Annotated in this window: 12 protein-coding genes and 1 pseudogene; 9 read left to right on the top strand and 4 right to left on the bottom strand. The window is 73.0% G+C overall.

Annotated elements, in window-relative coordinates; genetic code table 11:
* Window position 1 precedes the first annotated feature (1 nt).
* From ICW40_RS00455 to ICW40_RS00465, 3 genes are all read left to right on the top strand, one after another.
* On the top strand, window positions 2–907 hold the full coding sequence (locus ICW40_RS00455; RefSeq protein WP_221651827.1) for a sugar ABC transporter permease: 906 nt from the start codon (window positions 2–4) through the stop codon (window positions 905–907).
* Entirely contained in the window at window positions 904–2727 is a 1824-nt protein-coding gene (locus ICW40_RS00460; RefSeq protein ID WP_221651828.1) for a glycoside hydrolase family 13 protein, read from the top strand. The genes ICW40_RS00455 and ICW40_RS00460 overlap by 4 nt, the downstream gene beginning before the upstream one ends.
* 136 nt (window positions 2728–2863) lie before the next feature.
* A complete protein-coding gene (locus ICW40_RS00465) occupies window positions 2864–4153 on the top strand; it encodes a deoxyguanosinetriphosphate triphosphohydrolase (protein WP_221651829.1) in 1290 nt (429 codons plus the stop codon).
* 191 nt (window positions 4154–4344) lie between these two features.
* Here the strand turns inward: ICW40_RS00465 and ICW40_RS00470 are convergent, their stop codons facing one another.
* Together ICW40_RS00470 and ICW40_RS00475 are read right to left on the bottom strand one after the other, a co-directional pair.
* Window positions 4345–4812: a VOC family protein gene (locus ICW40_RS00470; RefSeq protein WP_221651830.1), complete on the bottom strand. Its 468-nt coding sequence runs from the start codon at window positions 4810–4812 to the stop codon at window positions 4345–4347.
* Between the two features lie 98 nt (window positions 4813–4910).
* Window positions 4911–6245, bottom strand: a complete 1335-nt coding sequence (locus ICW40_RS00475) for an HNH endonuclease signature motif containing protein (protein WP_260458589.1) — start codon at window positions 6243–6245, stop codon at window positions 4911–4913.
* Window positions 6246–6490: 245 nt separating this feature from the next.
* Here ICW40_RS00475 and dnaG point away from each other — a divergent pair, with 245 nt between their 5' ends.
* The 4 genes and pseudogenes from dnaG to ICW40_RS20585 all read left to right on the top strand — a co-directional run bounded on the left by dnaG (window position 6491) and on the right by ICW40_RS20585 (window position 10875).
* Window positions 6491–8464 carry a DNA primase gene (gene dnaG / locus ICW40_RS00480; RefSeq protein WP_221651832.1) on the top strand — a complete coding sequence of 658 codons (1974 nt, stop codon included), beginning with the start codon at window positions 6491–6493 and terminating at the stop codon, window positions 8462–8464.
* Between the two features lie 132 nt (window positions 8465–8596).
* Window positions 8597–9988: a pectate lyase family protein gene (locus ICW40_RS00485; protein ID WP_221651833.1), complete on the top strand. Its 1392-nt coding sequence runs from the start codon at window positions 8597–8599 to the stop codon at window positions 9986–9988.
* 53 nt (window positions 9989–10041) lie between these two features.
* Window positions 10042–10473 (top strand): annotated as a pseudogene (locus ICW40_RS20580) (DinB family protein); the annotation flags it as partial.
* A 36-nt stretch (window positions 10474–10509) separates the two neighbouring features.
* Entirely contained in the window at window positions 10510–10875 is a 366-nt protein-coding gene (locus ICW40_RS20585) for a VOC family protein (protein ID WP_260458590.1), read from the top strand.
* On the opposite strand, the gene ICW40_RS00495 is transcribed toward ICW40_RS20585, so the two are convergent.
* Together ICW40_RS00495 and ICW40_RS00500 are read right to left on the bottom strand one after the other, a co-directional pair.
* Window positions 10853–13783: an EAL domain-containing protein gene (locus tag ICW40_RS00495; protein WP_221651835.1), complete on the bottom strand. Its 2931-nt coding sequence runs from the start codon at window positions 13781–13783 to the stop codon at window positions 10853–10855. The genes ICW40_RS20585 and ICW40_RS00495 overlap by 23 nt on opposite strands.
* Window positions 13784–13871: 88 nt before the next feature.
* Window positions 13872–14822 (bottom strand): helix-turn-helix transcriptional regulator, encoded by a 951-nt coding sequence (locus ICW40_RS00500; RefSeq protein ID WP_221651836.1) that lies wholly within the window; start codon window positions 14820–14822, stop codon window positions 13872–13874.
* Between the two features lie 53 nt (window positions 14823–14875).
* Between ICW40_RS00500 and ICW40_RS00505 the strand changes: the two genes are divergently transcribed.
* Window positions 14876–15121, top strand: a complete 246-nt coding sequence (locus ICW40_RS00505; protein WP_221651837.1) for a hypothetical protein — start codon at window positions 14876–14878, stop codon at window positions 15119–15121.
* 336 nt (window positions 15122–15457) lie between these two features.
* Complete coding sequence (locus tag ICW40_RS00510; protein WP_221651838.1) at window positions 15458–16354, top strand: hypothetical protein; 897 nt, start codon at window positions 15458–15460, stop codon at window positions 16352–16354.
* Window positions 16355–17449: the final 1095 nt, after the last annotated feature.

Here is a 17449-nt window from a genome sequence, read left to right on the forward strand (position 1 = left end):
CATGGCCGTCGACACCATGACCCGACGCTCGACGCAGGCCGCCGTCGCCCAGCCGCGGATGTCCCGCCGTCGGTGGTGGAGCGAGCTCGGCTGGCGCTACGTCGTCGCCGCGCTCGCCGTCGTCTACGCGGGGGCGCCGATCCTCTACATCATCTCGGCGTCGGTCTCGCAGGGCGGGACCCTCACGGGCTCGAACCGGATCTTCGCGACCGTGACCGGCGCGAACTACGCCGCCCTCAACGAGACGCGGTTCTGGAGCTGGGTCACCAACACGATGATCATCGCGACCGTCACGGCGATCGGGACGGTCCTCATGGGAGCCGCCGCCGCGTACGCGTTCTCGCGGTTCCGGTTCACCGGTCGACGCGTCGGGCTGACGTCGCTGCTCGTCATCCAGATGTTCCCGCAGCTCCTGGCCTTCGTCGCCGTCTTCCTGCTGCTGCTCAGCCTGGGCGAGGTGGTGCCGGCGCTGGGGCTCAACTCGCGGCTCGCGCTGATCATGGTCTACCTGGGCGGCGCGCTCGGCGTGAACACGTTCCTCATGTACGGCTTCTTCAACACGGTGCCCAAGGAGCTCGACGAGGCCGCGAAGATCGACGGCGCCACGCACGCCCAGATCTACTGGACGATCATCCTGCGGCTCGTCGCACCGATCCTGGCGGTCGTCGCGCTGCTCTCGTTCATCAGCTCGTTCTCCGACTTCCTCCTGGCCAAGCTGATCCTCCAGTCGGAGGAGAACTGGACCCTCGCGGTCGGGCTCTACCAGTGGGTCTCGGACCGGCTGTCCGCCAACTGGGGCCTGTTCGCGGCCGGCGCCGTGATCAGCGCGATCCCCGTCGTGCTGCTCTTCATCTTCCTGCAGCGCTACATCGTCGGCGGCCTGACGGCGGGCTCGGTCAAGGGATGACCTCGGGGCGCGTCCTCGAGCCGCACCACGACGGCAGCGCGCTCTTCGTCCCACCGGGGACCCCTGCGCTCGGCGACGTCGTGCCGGTGCGGGTCCGCGTGCCGGCGGGCTCGGCCGCGCGGTCGGTGCACGTGCGCTCGGTGCGCGACGGCGAGCCGCACGTCGTGCCGGCGCGGCTCGACCGCACGGACGACGGCGAGCGGTGGTACGTCGCCGAGGTCGAGGTCCACAACCCCGTGACGTCCTACCGGTTCCTGCTCGACGAGCCGGGCGGCTACCGGTGGCTCAACGGTTCCGGGCTGCACGCCAGGGACGTGCCGGACGCCGCCGACTTCCGGCTCACCGTGCACCCCTCCGCGCCGTCGTGGGCGCGCGACGCCGTCGTCTACCAGGTGTTCCCGGACCGGTTCGCCCGGTCCGCGCACGCACTGGCGCCCGAGGCGCTGCCCGGCTGGGCGGAGCCCGCCGCCTGGGACGACGAGCCGGTGGGCTCGGGACCCAGCACGCCGAGGCAGCTGTTCGGCGGTGACCTGCGCGGCATCGAGGAGCGGCTCGACCACCTCGAGCGCCTCGGCGTCGACGTCCTCTACCTCACGCCGTTCTTCCCGGCGAGGTCCAACCACCGGTACGACGCGAGCACGTTCGACCACGTGGACCCGGTGCTCGGCGGCGACGCGGCCCTCGCCTCCCTCGCGGCGGCGGTGCACTCGCGCGGCATGCGGATCATGGGTGACGTCACGACGAACCACACGGGCGACGCTCACGAGTGGTTCGCCGCGGCCCGCGCGGACCGGTCGTCGCCCGAGGCGTCGTTCTACCACTGGACCGAGGACGGCTACGTCGGCTGGCTGGGGCACGCGAGCCTGCCGAAGCTCGACCACCGCGCGCCCGCGCTCGCCGACCGCATGGTGCGCGGGCCGGAGTCGGTGATCGCGCGGTGGCTGGCCGAGCCGTACCGGCTCGACGGCTGGCGGATCGACGTCGCGAACATGACCGGCCGGTACCGCGACGTCGACCTGACGCACGAGGTCGCGCGCACCGTCCGCGCGACGATGGCCGCCCAGGCCCCGGACTCGCTGCTCGTCGGCGAGCACTTCCACGACGCGTCGGAGGACCTGACCGGCGCGACGTGGCACGGCAACATGAACTACACGGGCTTCACGAGGCCGGTCTGGACGTGGCTGACGCCGCCGGGGACGGACGCGCCGATGCTGGGTCTGCCGGTGCCCCGCCCGCGCCGACCCGGCGGCGCGATGGTGGACGCGATGCGCGACTTCGACTCGCGCGTGCCGTGGCAGGTGACCGCGCACCAGTGGAACCTGCTCGGCTCGCACGACACGCCGCGCCTGAGGACGATCGTCGGCGGGGATCCGGCCATGGTCGAGGTCGCCCTGGGCCTGCTCATGACCTACCCGGGGACGCCCATGGTGTTCGCCGGCGACGAGGTGGGTGCGACCGGGGACAACGGTGAGCACGGGCGCGTGACCATGCCGTGGGACCAGCCGTCGCGGTGGGACGAGCACGCGTTCGCGACGTACCGCACGCTCATCGGGCTGCGGCGCTCGACCGAGGCGTTGCGTCGCGGCGGTCTGCGCTGGGTCCTCACCGACGACGACGCCGTCGGCTACCTGCGCGAGACGCCGACCGAGCGCGTGCTGGTGGTCGTCGCCCGCGCGCCGTGGTCCGGCGCGACGCTCCCGGCTTCGCTCGCGCCGACGGGCGACGTCGAGACGCTGCACGGGCCGGACCTCGCCGTCGGGCCCGGGGGAGTCGCGGTGCCGGGTGACGGCCCGGGTGTGGGTGTGTGGCGGCTCGGCTGACGCGCTCTGCACGGGTCGCTCTCGCCGTCGGGCCGAGCCGCGTCATAGCGACGGCCCTGGTGTGGGGTCATGGCGACAGCCCGGGTGTGGGTGTGTGGCGGCTCGGGTGACCGGCGTCGCTGGTTAGGGTGGCCGCGTGCCAGCCTTCCGCGACGACCCCGGCCCGCGCGTCGGGCGGTACGTCGACGAGGACCGGCGTCGGTGGCTCGACGAGGCGCCGAAGTCGCAGCAGCGGACGCCGTTCGAGCGGGACCGCGCCCGGATCCTGCACTCGTCGGCGCTGCGTCGGCTCGGCGCCAAGACCCAGGTGCTGGGGCCGGCGACCGACGACTTCGTCCGGACGCGGCTGACCCACACGCTCGAGGTGGCGCAGGTCGGCCGAGAGCTGGGCAAGGCGCTCGGCTGCGACCCGGACGTCGTGGACGCGGCGTGCCTGGCGCACGACCTCGGGCACCCGCCCTTCGGTCACAACGGCGAGCGCGCTCTCGCGGAGCTCAGCGCTGACGTGGGCGGCTTCGAGGGCAATGCCCAGACGCTGCGCCTGCTCACGCGCCTCGAGCCCAAGGTCACCGACCCGAGCACCGGACGGCCGATCGGCCTCAACCTCACCCGGGCCAGCCTGGACGCCGCCACGAAGTACCCGTGGTCGGCCGTCGACGCGCCTCCGCGGCCGGACGGCACGCCGTCGGCCAAGTTCGGCGTCTACGCGGACGACCTCGAGGTGTTCGCCTGGCTCCGCGACGGCGCACCGACGGCCGTGCGGTGCCTCGAGGCGCAGGTGATGGACCTGGCCGACGACATCTCGTACTCCGTCCACGACGTCGAGGACGCCGTGGTCGGCGCGCGCCTCGAGCTCGAGGTCCTCGCGGACGCCGAGGTGCGTCACCGCGTGGCCGCGCAGGTGCGCGCCTGGTACGGCGACGCGGTCGACGACGCGGCGCTGCACGACGCGATGCGCCGCCTGCCCGGCCTCGGCACGTGGGTGCGGGACTACGACGGCTCACGCCGCGCGCTCGCCGCCCTCAAGGACATGACGAGCCAGCTCATCGGACGGTTCTGCGGCGCCGCGATCGCCGCGACCCGCGAGGTCTACGGCGACGGTCCGCTCACCCGGTACGACGCGCAGCTGGTCGTCCCCACCGCGACGCTCGCCGAGATCCTCGTCCTCAAGGGCCTCGCGGTGACGTTCGTCATGGCGCCCCGCGAGCAGGAGCCGCTCTACCGACGTCAGCGGGAGATCATCGCGGACCTCGTCGAGGTGCTGCACGAGCGCGCCCCGGTCGCGCTCGAGCCACCCCTCGCGGCCGACTGGGACGCCGCCGACGACGACACCGCGCGCCTCCGCGTCGTCGTCGACCAGGTCGCATCGCTCACGGACGTCAGCGCCGCGGACTGGCACGTCCGGCTCGTGCGCCCCCATCGCTGAGCCGCCCGACCCCGGCATCACTGAGAGCGGAGCCGCCACCATCCACCCTGCTGACCGGATGCTGCGCTGAGTCGCTCAGCCGTCGTGAACCGCTCCCGTCCAGCCTGCTGACGCGTCGAGCGCGGCGTCGCTGGGCCCGACGTCGCTGAGCCCGGCGTCGCTGGGCCCGGCGTCGCTGGGCCCGGCGTCGCTCAGACCTCCTGACCGGCGGCCATCCACTCGTCCATCCGGGCCTTCATCTGCTCCGGCGTCAGGTCCTCGAGGTGGGTCGCGACGATCCAGCGGTGCCCCGACGGGTCGCGCAGCGTCGCCGTGCGGTCGCCGTGGAACTGGTCGGCGGGCTCGGAGACGACGCGCGCGCCCGCCTCGACCGCCTGGCGGAACGCCGCGTCGACGTCGGGCACCCACAGAGTGAAGGAGGCGGGTACCGGTCCGTCGGGGTCGGGCGCCGCGACGCCGTACTCCGGCATCTCGTCGCTCACGGTCACGACCGTGCCGGCGATGCGTACCTCGGAGTACATGAGCATGCCGTCGGCCTCGAGGGTCATGACGACCTCACCGCCGAACGCGCGGACGTAGAAGTCGAGCGCGGCCGCGCCTCCGCGCACGACGAGGTTCGCGGTGACCGTGCTCTGACCGGGCGAGACGTGCTGTGACATGGGTTTCTCCTCATCGTCGGGCGCCACCATGGCACCCGTGGCCTCGAGCGTCGGACGTTCGCCGACGCGCTTCTCGTCTGATGTGGCGCGGAGTGCCGTCACGACCCTCGGTCGACGGCGCCGTCCGACACGACGCGTCCGGACGGGCTCATGAAGACGTAGCGCATCCTCCCTTCGGGATCGGGCGGCCCGGCGCGGCTGATCTCGAGCTCGCGACGGTGGACCTCGTGGTGGTGGAAGCTGCAGAGCAGGACGCCGTTCTCGACGGAGGTCGGGCCCTTGTCCCGGTCCCACCACCGGATGTGGTGCACCTCGCACCACCGTGCCTGCGCGTCGCAGCCCGCCCAGCCGCACGCGCGGTCGCGAGCCACGACCGCGCGGCGCTGGGCGCCCGTGTACGTGCGCTGCGCCCGGCCGATGTCCAGCGGTGCGCCCCGGGCGTCGACGACGACCCGCGTGAGCTCGCAGTCGCACAGCGCCCGCGCCACTTCGCTCGGGGGCACGGGCGTGCCGTCGTCGAGCGTGACCGGCTCCACGGCCGGCTCCTCGACGGTCGGTTCGGTGGCCCTCCTCTGCGCGCGGATCGCGACCCACGTGGACTCCGTCATGTGGAACGACACGTGCGGGCGGACCGCCGCGCCGCTCGACGTGCGCGGGTCGGTGAGCACCGACTCGGCGAGCGCACCGAGCGCATCGGCCCGACGCTGCTCCGACGTGCGCTCGTCGTCCTTCGCGGGTCGTGGCGTCGCGGCCTCCAGCGCGAGGCGCAGGCGGTGCCCCGCCATGCGGTCCAGGAGGCCGCTGATCCGGGTGCCGTCGGTGGCGTCGGTCACGTGCAGGTACCGCGCGGCCCGCTGCGCCTGGTACGACCGCTCGAGGCCACGAGGGTCGAGGCGGGCGGCGATCCGTGCCGCCGCGCGGCCGAAGGTGCCGGCGTCGACACGCCGTGCCACGGAGAGCAGCTCCTCCTGAGCCTCCGGCGCCGCGAGCGCGGCCTGCACCTGAGGATCGGCACTCGCCACGACCCGGCTCAGCGCTTCGAGGTGGTCCGGCGTGACGGAACCGTCCCGTACCGCGTCGCCGACGCGGGGGAGGGCTGCAGCCGTGTCGGCCTGCCGGACCTGGACCATCACGGGCCGTGCGCCTGCTCGCGAGGTGCGCGCACGCCACGCCTCGAAGGTCGGGTCGCCGTGCCCGCGCCACGTCCCCTCAGCACGTTCGGCCAGCAGCACCTGTCCCCGAAGGGCGGTCAAGGTGGCGACCGCGCGGTCGAACCCGCTCAGCAGCTCGCGCCGAGCGACCGGGCCGAGGTCGGCGGGACTCGCGGCCACGGAGGTCAGCTCGCGCACCGAGCCGGCCAGGGCGGCGAGCGCTCCAGCGACGTCGTGCGTCCGGCGCTCAACCGTGAGCACGGGAGGTGCCGCCATGGTCATCACAGCCACGTCGTCACCCCCGTCGTCGGCTCAATACCTGGGCATTGCCGTTCGAACGCCTGTTCGAAGTCTATCGAGATCGGGCGAACCGGACAAGGCCTTCGGCGACCACATCCGGGTCCTCGACGAAGGCCGCTTCGGAGACCGCATCCGGGTCCTCGACGAGAGCCGGCCCGGAGTCCGTGACCCCACCGTCTGCCTGTGCGACGACCGTCCGCGTCCGCCCCACCACCTAGACTCCAGCCGTGGCAGGACGCATCCGGCAGGACGACGTGGCTGCCGTCCGCGAGCGCGCCCGGATCGACGAGATCGTCGGCGAGCACGTGACGCTCAAGCCCGCCGGCGTGGGCTCCATGAAGGGCCTGTGCCCCTTCCACGACGAGCGCTCGCCGTCCTTCCACGTGCGGCCGCAGGTCGGGTTGTGGCACTGCTTCGGCTGTGGCGAGGGCGGCGACGTCATCTCGTTCCTGCAGAAGATCGACGGCCTCGGGTTCGCCGACGCGGTCGAGCACCTCGCCGGCAGGGTCGGCGTGCAGCTGCGCTACGAGGACGGCGGGGGACCGGTCCGGCCTGGTGAGGAGCCCGGCCGCCGGCAGCGCCTGCTCGAGGCGCACCGCGTCGCTGCCGCCTACTACGCCGAGCAGCTGGTCACGCCCGCGGCCGCCGTCGGGCGCACGTTCCTCGCCGAGCGCGGCTTCGACCGCTCGGCTGCCGAGCAGTTCGGTGTGGGCTTCGCGCCTCAGGGCTGGGACAGCCTGCTGCGCCACCTGCGCGGCCGCGGCTTCACCGAGGGCGAGCTGACGACGAGCGGGCTCATGAGTCAGGGCAACCGCGGCCTGTACGACCGTTTCCGTGGGCGGCTCGTGTGGCCGATCCGGGACGTCACGGGCGACGTCGTCGGCTTCGGCGCGCGCCGGCTGCTCGAGGAGGACCAGGGGCCCAAGTACCTGAACAGCCCGGAGACGCCGCTCTACAAGAAGGCCCAGGTGCTCTACGGGATCGACCTCGCCAAGCGCGCGATCGCGAAGGCGAAGCAGGTCGTCGTCGTCGAGGGCTACACGGATGTCATGGCCGCCCACCTCTCCGGCGTGCCGACGGCCGTCGCGACCTGCGGTACGGCCTTCGGCCCGGACCACGCGCGGGTCGTGCGGCGGCTCGTCGGGGACAGCTCGGCCGGGGCGGGCGTCCAGCTGGCCTCGGGCACGTCGGTCGGCGGGGAGATCATCTTCACGTTCGACGGCGACGCGGCCGGGCAGAAGGCCGCGCTGCGTGCGTTCGGCGAGGACCAGCGCTTCTACGCGCAGACGTTCGTCGCCGTCGAGCCCGGCGGCATGGACCCGTGCGACCTGCGCCTGGCGCGGGGACCGGAGGCCGTCCGCGCGCTCGTCTCGAGCCGTCAGCCGCTCTTCGAGTTCGTCATCCGGTCGACCATCAAGGCGCACGACCTCGACACCGTGGAGGGGCGCGTCGGCGCCCTGCGTGCGTCCGCCCCCGTCGTCGCCGGGATCCGCGACGCGGCGCTGCGCCCCGAGTACGCGCGCATGCTGGCCGGCTGGCTCGGCATGGAGCAGGACGCCGTCCGCTCCGCCGTCGCGGCGGCGGGTCGCAGCCTCGCGGGTCGCGGCGACGCCGGGGGCGGGGACCGGCGACCCGACGGCCGTCGCCCCGACCCGACCATGCCCGGCCCGGGCGAGCGTCCCGCGCGACCGGGCGGCGGTGACGACCGCCCGCAGCGACCCATCGCGCCGGACCGCGCGGACCCGGTCGCGAAGCTCGAGCGCAACGCGCTCGAGGCCGTGCTGCAGCACCCGGCGGTGGTCGACGCCGCCGCGTTCGACGCGCTGCCCACGGACACCTTCTCCGTCCCCGCGTTCCGGGCGGTCCATGAGGCGCTGCGGGCAGCCGGAGGTCTGGGGGCGATGCAGGACCCAGCCGGATGGGTCGACCGCGTGCGCGAGGAGGCGGCGGCACCGGTCGCCGGGCTCGTCACCGAGCTCGCCGTCACGCCGCTGCCCGAGGACCGTCCCGACGCCCTCGAGGACTACGTCCGCGGTGTCGTCGACGCGCTCGTGGACCTCGGCCTCACCCGCCAGATCGCCGACGCGCGTGGTCGCCTGCAGCGCATGGACCCGGTCGCGGAGGCCGACTCCTACCAGGCGGCGTTCGCGGACCTCGTGGCGCTCGAGGGCCGACGTCGGGCGCTGCGGCAGCGCGACTGACCCTGCTGGGCGCCGTCCCCGAGCCGCCCACCACGGCACGGACGTGCCTCTTGACGATCCCCACACGACCGACCTAGGTTCTCCGGATAGCGCTTTCCGTCATCGTCGACGGGCGCGGGGGAGGTCGAGCTGATGACGGCACGGACGGTTCGCGCGGGCGTCGCGCTGGGAGTGCTCGCCCTGGTCGTGGCCGGTGCACCGGCCGCCGCGGCAGAGGGTCACGGTCACGGGGGCCACGGCAACGGGGGCCACGGCAACGGGCACGGGCACGGCCACGGCCACGGCAGCCGCGACCTCGGGCGCCAGGTGCTCGGCCCCACGGACGGCTGGGCGGCCGCCGAGGGCGGGACGACCGGCGGCTCCGCGGCCACGGAGGAGTACGTCTTCCACGTCGACACGTGGCAGGAGCTCCGCGACGCGCTCGGCGGTGCCGACGCGCGCACGAACCAGACGCCCCGCATCGTGTACGTGCACGGCGAGCTGAACGCCTACGAGCAGGCGGACGGCACGCTCGCCACGTGCGACACGTTCGAAGCCACGTCCGGCTTCGACCAGGACGCGTACGTCGACGCCTTCGACGCCGACACCTGGCAGTGGCGCATCCCGGAGGCCGAGGTCGAGGCCCTGCAGGCTGCCCAGGACGCCGCGGCCGAGGTCCAGGCGGCCCAGACCCAGCAGCACATCGGCTCGCGCACCACGGTGGTCGGCGTCGGCGACGACGCCCGCATCGTCGGCGCCAACCTGCGCATCCGCGACGCGGACGACGTCATCGTCCGAAACCTCACCGTCTCCGACTCGACCGACTGCTTCCCCGAGTGGGACCCGGGCGACGGTGCCACGGGCAACTGGAACTCGCGCTACGACAACATCTCGGTGTGGACGTCGACCCATGTGTGGGTCGACCACACGACGCTGGACTCGGGGGCCGTGCCGCCGTCGGCGCTCGACACCGTGCACGGCCGACCGTACGAGGTGCACGACGGGCTGCTCGACATCACGCACAGCTCGGACCTCGTCACCGTCTCGTACAACGTCTTCGGCGAGCACGACAAGACGATGCTCATCGGCTCGTCCGACAGCCGCACCGCCGACCGCGGCACGCTCCGCGTCACGGTGCACCACAACCACTTCGTCGACATCGGTCAGCGCGCGCCGCGCGTGCGCTACGGCCAGGTGCACGTCTACAACAACCTCTACACGCAGACGACGGCGCAGGGCTTCACGTACTTCTGGGGCGTCGGCCGCGAGTCGCAGCTGTACGTCGAGAACAACTACCTCGACCTCGCGCCCGGTGCCGATCCGGCGACGGTCGTGGGCGCGTACGGCGGCACGGCGATGACGGAGGTGGGCACGCGCATCGACCACCGGCGCGTGAGCGCGCTCGCGCTCTACAACGCCGCGCACCCCGACGCGCCGCTGGGCGGCGACGCCGGCTGGGAGCCCGTGCTGCACGACCGCGTCCAGCCGACGTCGGCCGTCCGCGCGCACGTGCGCCACAAGGCAGGTGCGGGCGTCATCGGCTGAGAAAGGGCCATCAGGGCCTCCTCCACCCTGCCCGTGGCTGGCAGGGTGGAGGGATGCAGCTCGACGACGACGACCTCGTGACCACGCTCGACACGGCGCTCGCGGGGATGACCGACGTCCTGGTCGCGCTCGGAGACGACCTCGTGAACGCGCGCCCGGACCTGCCGGGCGCCAACTCGCCGTACGCCATCGTCACGCACTGCCTCGGCGTCCTTGACCACTGGGTCGGCCGGCTCGTCGCCGGCCGCGACGTCGAGCGGGACCGGGAGGCCGAGTTCCGTGCCGCGGGCCGGGTCGACGACCTGGTCGCCCGGGTGCAGGCAGCGCGTGACCGGCTGCGGGACGACGTCGCGGGCGCCGACGGCACCGCACCGTTCGCCCTGCCGACGGGCCGACCCCCGCGGGACTGGCCCACGACGCGGGGCGGTGCGCTCGTGCACGCCGTCGAGGAGCTCGCGCAGCACCACGGTCAGCTCGAGATCACGCGCGACCTCCTGCTCGCGCGCGCCGGGCGCGCCGGGCTGGCGCAGGTGGCGCAGCACGCGGACGACCTCGACCGCGCCGCGGCGTTCTACCGCGACCTGCTCGGCGCGGAGCCGGCCGGCCGGTTCGACCCGCCGGGGCTGCTCTTCTTCCGCCTCGGGCCCACCCGGCTGCTGCTCGAGCGCAGCGCGCCGTCGTCCCTCGTCTACCTGCAGGTCCCTGACGTGCGCACGCGCGTCGAGGAGCTCCGCGCGCGGGGCGTCGTGATCGAGGGCGATCCGCACGTCATCTTCCGGCACGACGACGCCGCGCTCGGTCCCGCCGGGCACGACGAGTGGCAGGCCTTCGTCCGGGACTCGGAGGGCAACCTCGTCGGGCTCGTCAGCCACCAGCCGGTCGCGTAGCAGCGTCCCCGACGGCGCCGCCGGAGTCCCGGAGCGCGGAGACCAGCCACCGCAGCACGTCGTCCGTCGCGGCCGGGCGCGCGTAGTGGAACCCCTGCGCGTGGTGCACCCCGACCTCCATCAGCCGGGTCGCGACCGCCTGCGACTCGACGCCCTCGGCGATGACGTCGAGGCCGAGCGTGCGGGCGAGGTCCACGACCGACCGGATGATCGCGAGGTCGACGTCGCCGTCCTGGACGTCCGCGACGAAGGCACGGTCGATCTTCAACGTGCTCACGGGCAGCGAGCGCAGGTAGGCGAGGGCCGAGTACCCGGTGCCGAAGTCGTCGACCGCGCAGTGGACCCCCGCCCCTGCGAGCTCCTGCAGCACCGCCCGCGCTCTGCGGTCCACGAGCGCGGACTCGGTGACCTCGACCGAGACCACGTCCGCGGCGCGGCTGAGGAGGTCGACGAGCTCGTGCGCGACCTCGTGGTCGGTCAGGCTCGTGACGCTGACGTTGACCGCGATGGGCAGCGCGAGTCCGCGGCGGTGCCACCGGCGCGCCTGGCTGGTCGCCTGCCGCACCACGTCCAGCGTGAGCTCGCCGATCAGCCCTGTCTGCTCGGCGAGCGGGACGAACTCGCCGGGCAGCACGAGGCCGCGTGAGGGGTGGCGCCACCGCACGAGCGCCTCGAGCGAGACCGGCTCGCCGGACACCATGTCGACGACCGGTTGGTAGTAGAGCTCGAGCTCGTGGGTGCGGATCGCCGCGCGGAGCTCGGTGATCATGGCGAGCCGTTCCGCGGGCGCCGAGTCCAGGACCGGGTCGTAGCTCACCCAGTGCCTCCCCGTGGTGCGTTTGGCGCGGTACATCGCGACGTCCGCATGACGCAGCAGGACCGATGCGTCGGTGCCGTGCATGGGCGCCGTCACCGCGCCGAGCGACGCGGAGAGCGTCACGTCGAGGCCGTCGAGCGGCACCGGCGCCTCGACGGCTGACAGCACGGCCTCGGCCATCCTCGTCACGTCCGTGGACTCGACCGGGCCGGGGAGGCAGACGGCGAACTCGTCGCCGCCGAGCCGCGCGACCGTCGCGTCCTCGCCCGCGAGGGCGAGCAGACGCGCCCCGAGGACCTCGAGGAGCTCGTCACCCGCCGCGTGCCCGAGAGAGTCGTTGACGTCCTTGAACCCGTCGAGGTCCAGCAGGAGGAGCGCCGTCGTGTGGCCCTGCTGCAGGGCGGCGGCGACCGCCGCGTCGACCTCCCGTCGCAGGACGGCACGGTTGGGCAGACGCGTCAGCACGTCGCGCTCCGCGAGGTCGCGCAGCCGCTCCTCGGCGACGTTCCGCTCGAGCGCGGCACCCAGCACGTGGGCGAGCTGCTCGAGGAAGACGACGTCGGCCGTGGTGAAGGCGTCGTAGTCCTGCGAGGCGACGAACACGGCACCCCAGACGGAGCCGCCGACACGGATCGGCACGGCGGCGTCGCTGCGCAGACCGAAGTCCACGAGGGGCTGGCGCCCGGCCTCGCCAGGACCCGGGATGCGGGGGACCACGGTAGCTGCGGCGCCGACGGCGGCGCCCGCGAGCGCCGTCCCGGCGATCGAGGCGAGCGGCAGGCGCGTGCCCAGCAGCTTCGCGCCGGACGGCCCCGCGACCGCGTGCATGGCCAGGGTCGCGCCGTCGTCGACCAGCTCACCGACGCCGACCAGCGCCGGGTCGAGGACGCGCACGACCTCGGCCACCGTCGCTCCGGCGAGGACGTGCGGTCCCGCCTCGCTGACCGCGCGACGTCCGAGCTCGGCAACCGCGCGCTGCTGCTCCGCGCGACGCTCGAGCGCTCGCGAGGCCCCGACGCTCTCGGTCACGTCGACGAAGTAGACGGCCAGACCGCTGTCGGACGGGTGGGCGCGGACGTCGAACCACCGGTCGAGCGGTGGGTAGTACTCCGTGAAGGTCTCCCGGTGACCGCTCGCGACGGCGTCGCGGTAGCGGCGGTCGAACGTCGAGCCGACGATCTCGGGGAACGCCGCCCAGATCGACCGGCCGAGGATCTCCTCGGCAGGCCGCTTGAGGAAGCGCTCAGCCGCCGGGTTGACGAACGTGAACCGCCACTGCGGGTCGAGGGCGTAGAAGCCGTCGGAGATGCTGTGCAGCAGCTCGCTCGTACGGGCGAGCGCGACCTCGGCGGCGAGCTCGGCGCGCGCCCGTTCGAGGGCCAGGGCGGCAGCGCGTGCGAGGTCGTGCAGGAGGGCTCCCCGCCGGTGTCGCTCGGCGTCGTCGAGCCCCTGCGGGAGCCAGACCTCGACCGTGCCGACGCTGTGGTCGTCGTGGCTCACCAGGGGCACGACGAGCGGTGCGACGGCGCGGTCAGGCGTCCCGACGGTCGCGATGCACGGCTGCGCGTGCTCGTGCGTCCAGACGGGCACGACCGGTGGGGCGGCGGTCGTCACGGCCGCGAGCGCGTCGACGAGCCGCACGACCTGCTCGCTGACGCCCGCGACGGTGGCCTCGTAGCTCGGCGCGGAGGCGAGGGACAGGACGGCGACGTGCAGCTGCTCGCGCTCGCTCGCGAACCGCCGGGCCCTTGTCACGTCGCGCGCGACGCCGTAGCGCAGGCCGCCCGGGCCGTCGGTCCACGCGCTCCAGGCGAGGGTGCGGTACCCGCCGGCGCGGCGCCGGTAGCGGTTCTCGAAGTTCGTGATCCGCTCGCCCGCAGCCGTCCGGGCAAGGGCCTCGGCGGTGGCGGCGACGTCGTCCGGGTGGATGAGGTCGACGATCCGCATGCCCCGCAGCTCGTGCGGCGACCAGCCGAGAGTGGTCTCCCACGCGTCGTTGACGTGCAGGAACGTCCCAGCCGGGTCGGTCACGCACAGGAGGTCGAGGGACAGCGCGAAGAACCGCTCGAGGTCCACGCGCTCGGAGGCCATGCCCCACTGTTGCGCCTGCGGGCGTCGGGCGCACCGCAGCCCGCGAGCGGCGTGCAGGGCCCGAGCGGGGGCGCCGGTCCCATCCGCGCTACGTCGCCGCGAGCAGCCGCTCGCCGAGCCGTCGGACCGTCTGCCGCAGCTCGGGTCCGCCGACGACGTGGAAGGGCACCGGGATCGCGGCGAGCTGCTCGGCGTACCAGTACGGGTTGCTCGTCGTGCCGACGAGCCGTGCGCGCCCGGGGCCGGCGTGCTCGAGCGCACCCAGGGCACGCGGCAGGTAGCGGCCGGCCGCCGCGGCGTCGTCGTCGACGAGCACCTCCGTCGCGTACTCCCAGCCGACGGCGAGCTGCGCCTCGAGCACGGCGACCGGGTCCAGGTCGACCGGCCGCTCGAACGTCTCGGCGAGCACGGCGACCGAGCGCACGCGGTCGACGCGGTAGGTGCGCACCGCCTCGGCGCGGTGCGACCAGCAGACGAGGTACCACCGCCCGTGGCGCACGACGACGGCCCAGGGATCCGCCTCGACGGACCACTCGCTTCCCGCCTCGGACCGATACTCCACCGAGACCCGACGGCGATCGGCGCAGGCTGCGACGAGCGTGGAGGTCGTCGCGGGGTCCGGCCGCGCGGCGGCGCGGTCCGGCGCCGGCGCGGCCGAGACGCGCACCGCCTCCACCTGCGCCGCGAGGGTCGCGGGCAGCGCACGCACGATCTTGCCGAGCGCGCTGCCCACCGGGTCCGCGGTGTCGCTCACGTCGTGGTGGCCGTCGAGGACGGCCATCACGAGGCCGAGCGCCTCGGCGGGGGTGAACATCAGAGGCGGCAGCCGCACCCCGCGACCCGCGCGGTAGCCGCCGTAGCGGCCGCGTGACGACTCGACGGGGATGCCGGCCTCGCGCAGCACGGCGACGTACCGGCGGGCGGCGCGCTCGCTGACGCCCAGGCGGCCGGCCAGCTCGTCGGCGGTGATGCCGGGCCGCGCCTGGATGGCCTCGAGGGCGAGGAGGGCTCGTGCGGTCGGGCTCGCGTCCGCGGCCATAGGACTTCCCATCCGGCAGTAGATCGTCCGGATTCGACCCTAGCGTGCGAGCCATGACACACGACATCGCCCTGGACACGACGATCGCCGAGCCGGCCCCGGACGCCGACGAGGTCGAGATGATGCTGTTCGCGCTCGAGCGCTCAGCTCGCCTGGACACCGACGCCATCGCCTGGACGGTGCTGGCCGGGGCGACCCTCGACGTCATCGTCGCTGGTGGGCTCTTCGCGGATGCTGGGGACGCCACACTCGGCCAGGACGTCCAAGGCCCGTTCACGGTCGCAGCCGAGCGCGCCTGAACGGTACCCGCGCAAGTCGTCCGGGACTACCACTCGTTCCGAGGCGCGTCCCAGAGGCGCTCCATGTCCGCAGCCGTCCCTCGAGCGTATCCGCAGACCCTCATGTGTTCGGCACGGCACGGCGCCCGTTCGAGGGGAGGAGGTGTGCTCCGCAGACCCGTACGAGAACGCCGTCGTAGAGATTACGACTAGTGTGAACGCCAATGATGACTCCCTCCTTGACGGCCATGATCACCGGCTGGCACGCTGCTCGCATTCGGCCCACGAAGACAGCGCGGAACCCAAGGAGATGACGCAATGGCGCGTGCAGCAGGTGCGCTTGGAACGGCAGCAGCGATGAGCATCGCCCTGCTTATCACCAGCGCGAGCGCAACGGCAGCCGTACCCCAGCAGGACGCGACAGACGGGGTGGCTGAACTCATCGCCGACGTAGCCCCCGACCAGGGCGACGTCCTCGTGGGCGTGCAGAACGCAGCCGGTGACACCACCGCGCGCATTGGTGCCATCACCGTCGCAGTGCCGGCCGACCCAACCGAACCCGTGACTCTCAGCAGCACGGGCGCTGCGGCGCTCGAGGTGTCCTTTCCCGCCGAGGTAGACGTCAGCGCAGCGGACATCGCGGGCGACGGCACGTTGGTCTATGCAGGCGACGACGCCACGGCCGCAGCGCAGATCCTCGACGACGGCTCGGTGCGGCTCCAGACCGTGACCGAGAGCGCCAAGGGCCCCCACGAGTTCACCTACTCGTTCGGGGACAGCATCACGCCAACCCGCAGCGTAGACGGCGCGACAATCGAGCTCCTGGCGGGTGGCTCTCCACTCGGACAGGTCGCACCCGCGTGGGCCGTGGACGCCAACGGCAACGCGGTCGCCACGTCCTACGAGATTCGTGGCAACACACTCGTCCAGGTCATCGTGCCGAACGCGGACACGACCTACCCCGTCGTGGCCGACCCGAAGGTGAGCTTTGGACTGGGCATCTACTACCACTACAACCGGGCTGAGACGGCAACCATCGCGGGCTACGGCATCGGAGGAGCAACCGCGGCGGGGGCGGTATGCGCGACGTTCGGCGGGGCAATCGGGCTCGCGGTGTGCGGGTCGTACATTGCCGCGATCATCCACCAGGCGGGCATTGCGCAGAACTCGTCGCCCAAGAAGTGCCTCGTGGTCCGGCAGGTCACTCCGACGCTCCTGGTTCCCTACACCTACCGCGACTCCCGGTGCGTGTGAGCATGGACGCGAATGCCCGCAGGAAGGGACCGCGAGCGGTGTTCACCCCATGGCCACGTGCGGCTGCGCTAGCTCTTGGCTGGGTCGCGATCGCCGTCACGTGGGTCGTCTCGACGGCGGATGGTGGGGTCAATGCCGCTTGGGTTCCAGCGATCATCGTCGGTGGGGTCACTGCGCTCTGGTTCGAGGGGTACTCCCTCGGCGAGTTCGCTCGGCGATTCGGTCTAGCCAGGCACTAGCACGGAAGCGCAGAACACGGTCACTCCGGCCGTCGGGGTGCCCGTGTTTTGCACCGGCTCGATGGGGAAATTGTGCCGCTCGCCGGGAGACTGTCCAATCAACTGCGCGCTGCCTTCCAGTTCGTTGCGCCTCGTTCCGTTGGTGAGCACCGTGTGCATTGCACGGCCAGGCTACGTTGCTGCCATCCGTCGCTGATGGGCGCTCCGATTCTGACGAGCGATCCGGGCATTCGCGCGGCGAGTCACGCTCTCGCCCTTGGCGGGCTATCGGTTGGCAGTGCACCAGGGAAGGCAACACGGGCCGGGTCGGTGACGCGCCCATCTCATACCGGGTCTCGCAGGAGGTTGCGACGACATCCCTGGCCACGAGTTGATCGAGCCCGGCGTGATGGGTGTGCTCGGCCCGGACCGTTCGGGCGCCGGATCGAACTGGCTTGGGAGTGTGACATCACTCGACGAGGCGCATCGCCGTGTGCGTGCTGCGCCCGATCCACGGGGGAGGGCCGGTCGACGACGCCACGCAGCTTCCCGGTTCGCCATAGTTCCATGAGGGCAGCGGCGCCTTCGTCGACTGGCGCGATGCAACGAGCGGCCCGGACGAAGTGCAAGCTCATGTCCCGAGGTCTCGACCCTTCACGGCCCGCATGTCGCGCGGGATCGGCTTGGCCACAGGCGCACATCCACCGCGGGAGCTAGTTGCAGCCGACCGGTCAAGGTCGGTCCGGACGCACGCGCGGCCCTGAACGAGTTCGCGCCTCGCGTCCTGGAGACCGGACCGCGATCGAAGACCCGGGGTGACGACCCCCGTATAAGGACCGGTCGATTGAACCGCCCCGGCTTCCGTGGAGGCTCTCAA

The organism is Actinotalea ferrariae (assembly GCF_019733465.1).
In the GTDB taxonomy this organism is placed as follows: domain Bacteria; phylum Actinomycetota; class Actinomycetes; order Actinomycetales; family Cellulomonadaceae; genus Actinotalea; species Actinotalea ferrariae_A.

Coding starts and splice junctions, on each gene's coding strand:
- ICW40_RS00495 (WP_221651835.1), bottom strand. CDS start 13,783: ATGGCCTCCGAGCGCGTGGACCTCGAGCGGTTCTTCGCGCTGTCCCTC.
- ICW40_RS00455 (WP_221651827.1), top strand. CDS start 2: ATGGCCGTCGACACCATGACCCGACGCTCGACGCAGGCCGCCGTCGCC.
- ICW40_RS00475 (WP_260458589.1), bottom strand. CDS start 6,245: ATGACCATGGCGGCACCTCCCGTGCTCACGGTTGAGCGCCGGACGCAC.
- ICW40_RS00510 (WP_221651838.1), top strand. CDS start 15,458: ATGAGCATCGCCCTGCTTATCACCAGCGCGAGCGCAACGGCAGCCGTA.
- ICW40_RS00470 (WP_221651830.1), bottom strand. CDS start 4,812: ATGTCACAGCACGTCTCGCCCGGTCAGAGCACGGTCACCGCGAACCTC.
- ICW40_RS00505 (WP_221651837.1), top strand. CDS start 14,876: ATGACACACGACATCGCCCTGGACACGACGATCGCCGAGCCGGCCCCG.
- ICW40_RS00485 (WP_221651833.1), top strand. CDS start 8,597: ATGACGGCACGGACGGTTCGCGCGGGCGTCGCGCTGGGAGTGCTCGCC.
- ICW40_RS00500 (WP_221651836.1), bottom strand. CDS start 14,822: ATGGCCGCGGACGCGAGCCCGACCGCACGAGCCCTCCTCGCCCTCGAG.
- ICW40_RS00460 (WP_221651828.1), top strand. CDS start 904: ATGACCTCGGGGCGCGTCCTCGAGCCGCACCACGACGGCAGCGCGCTC.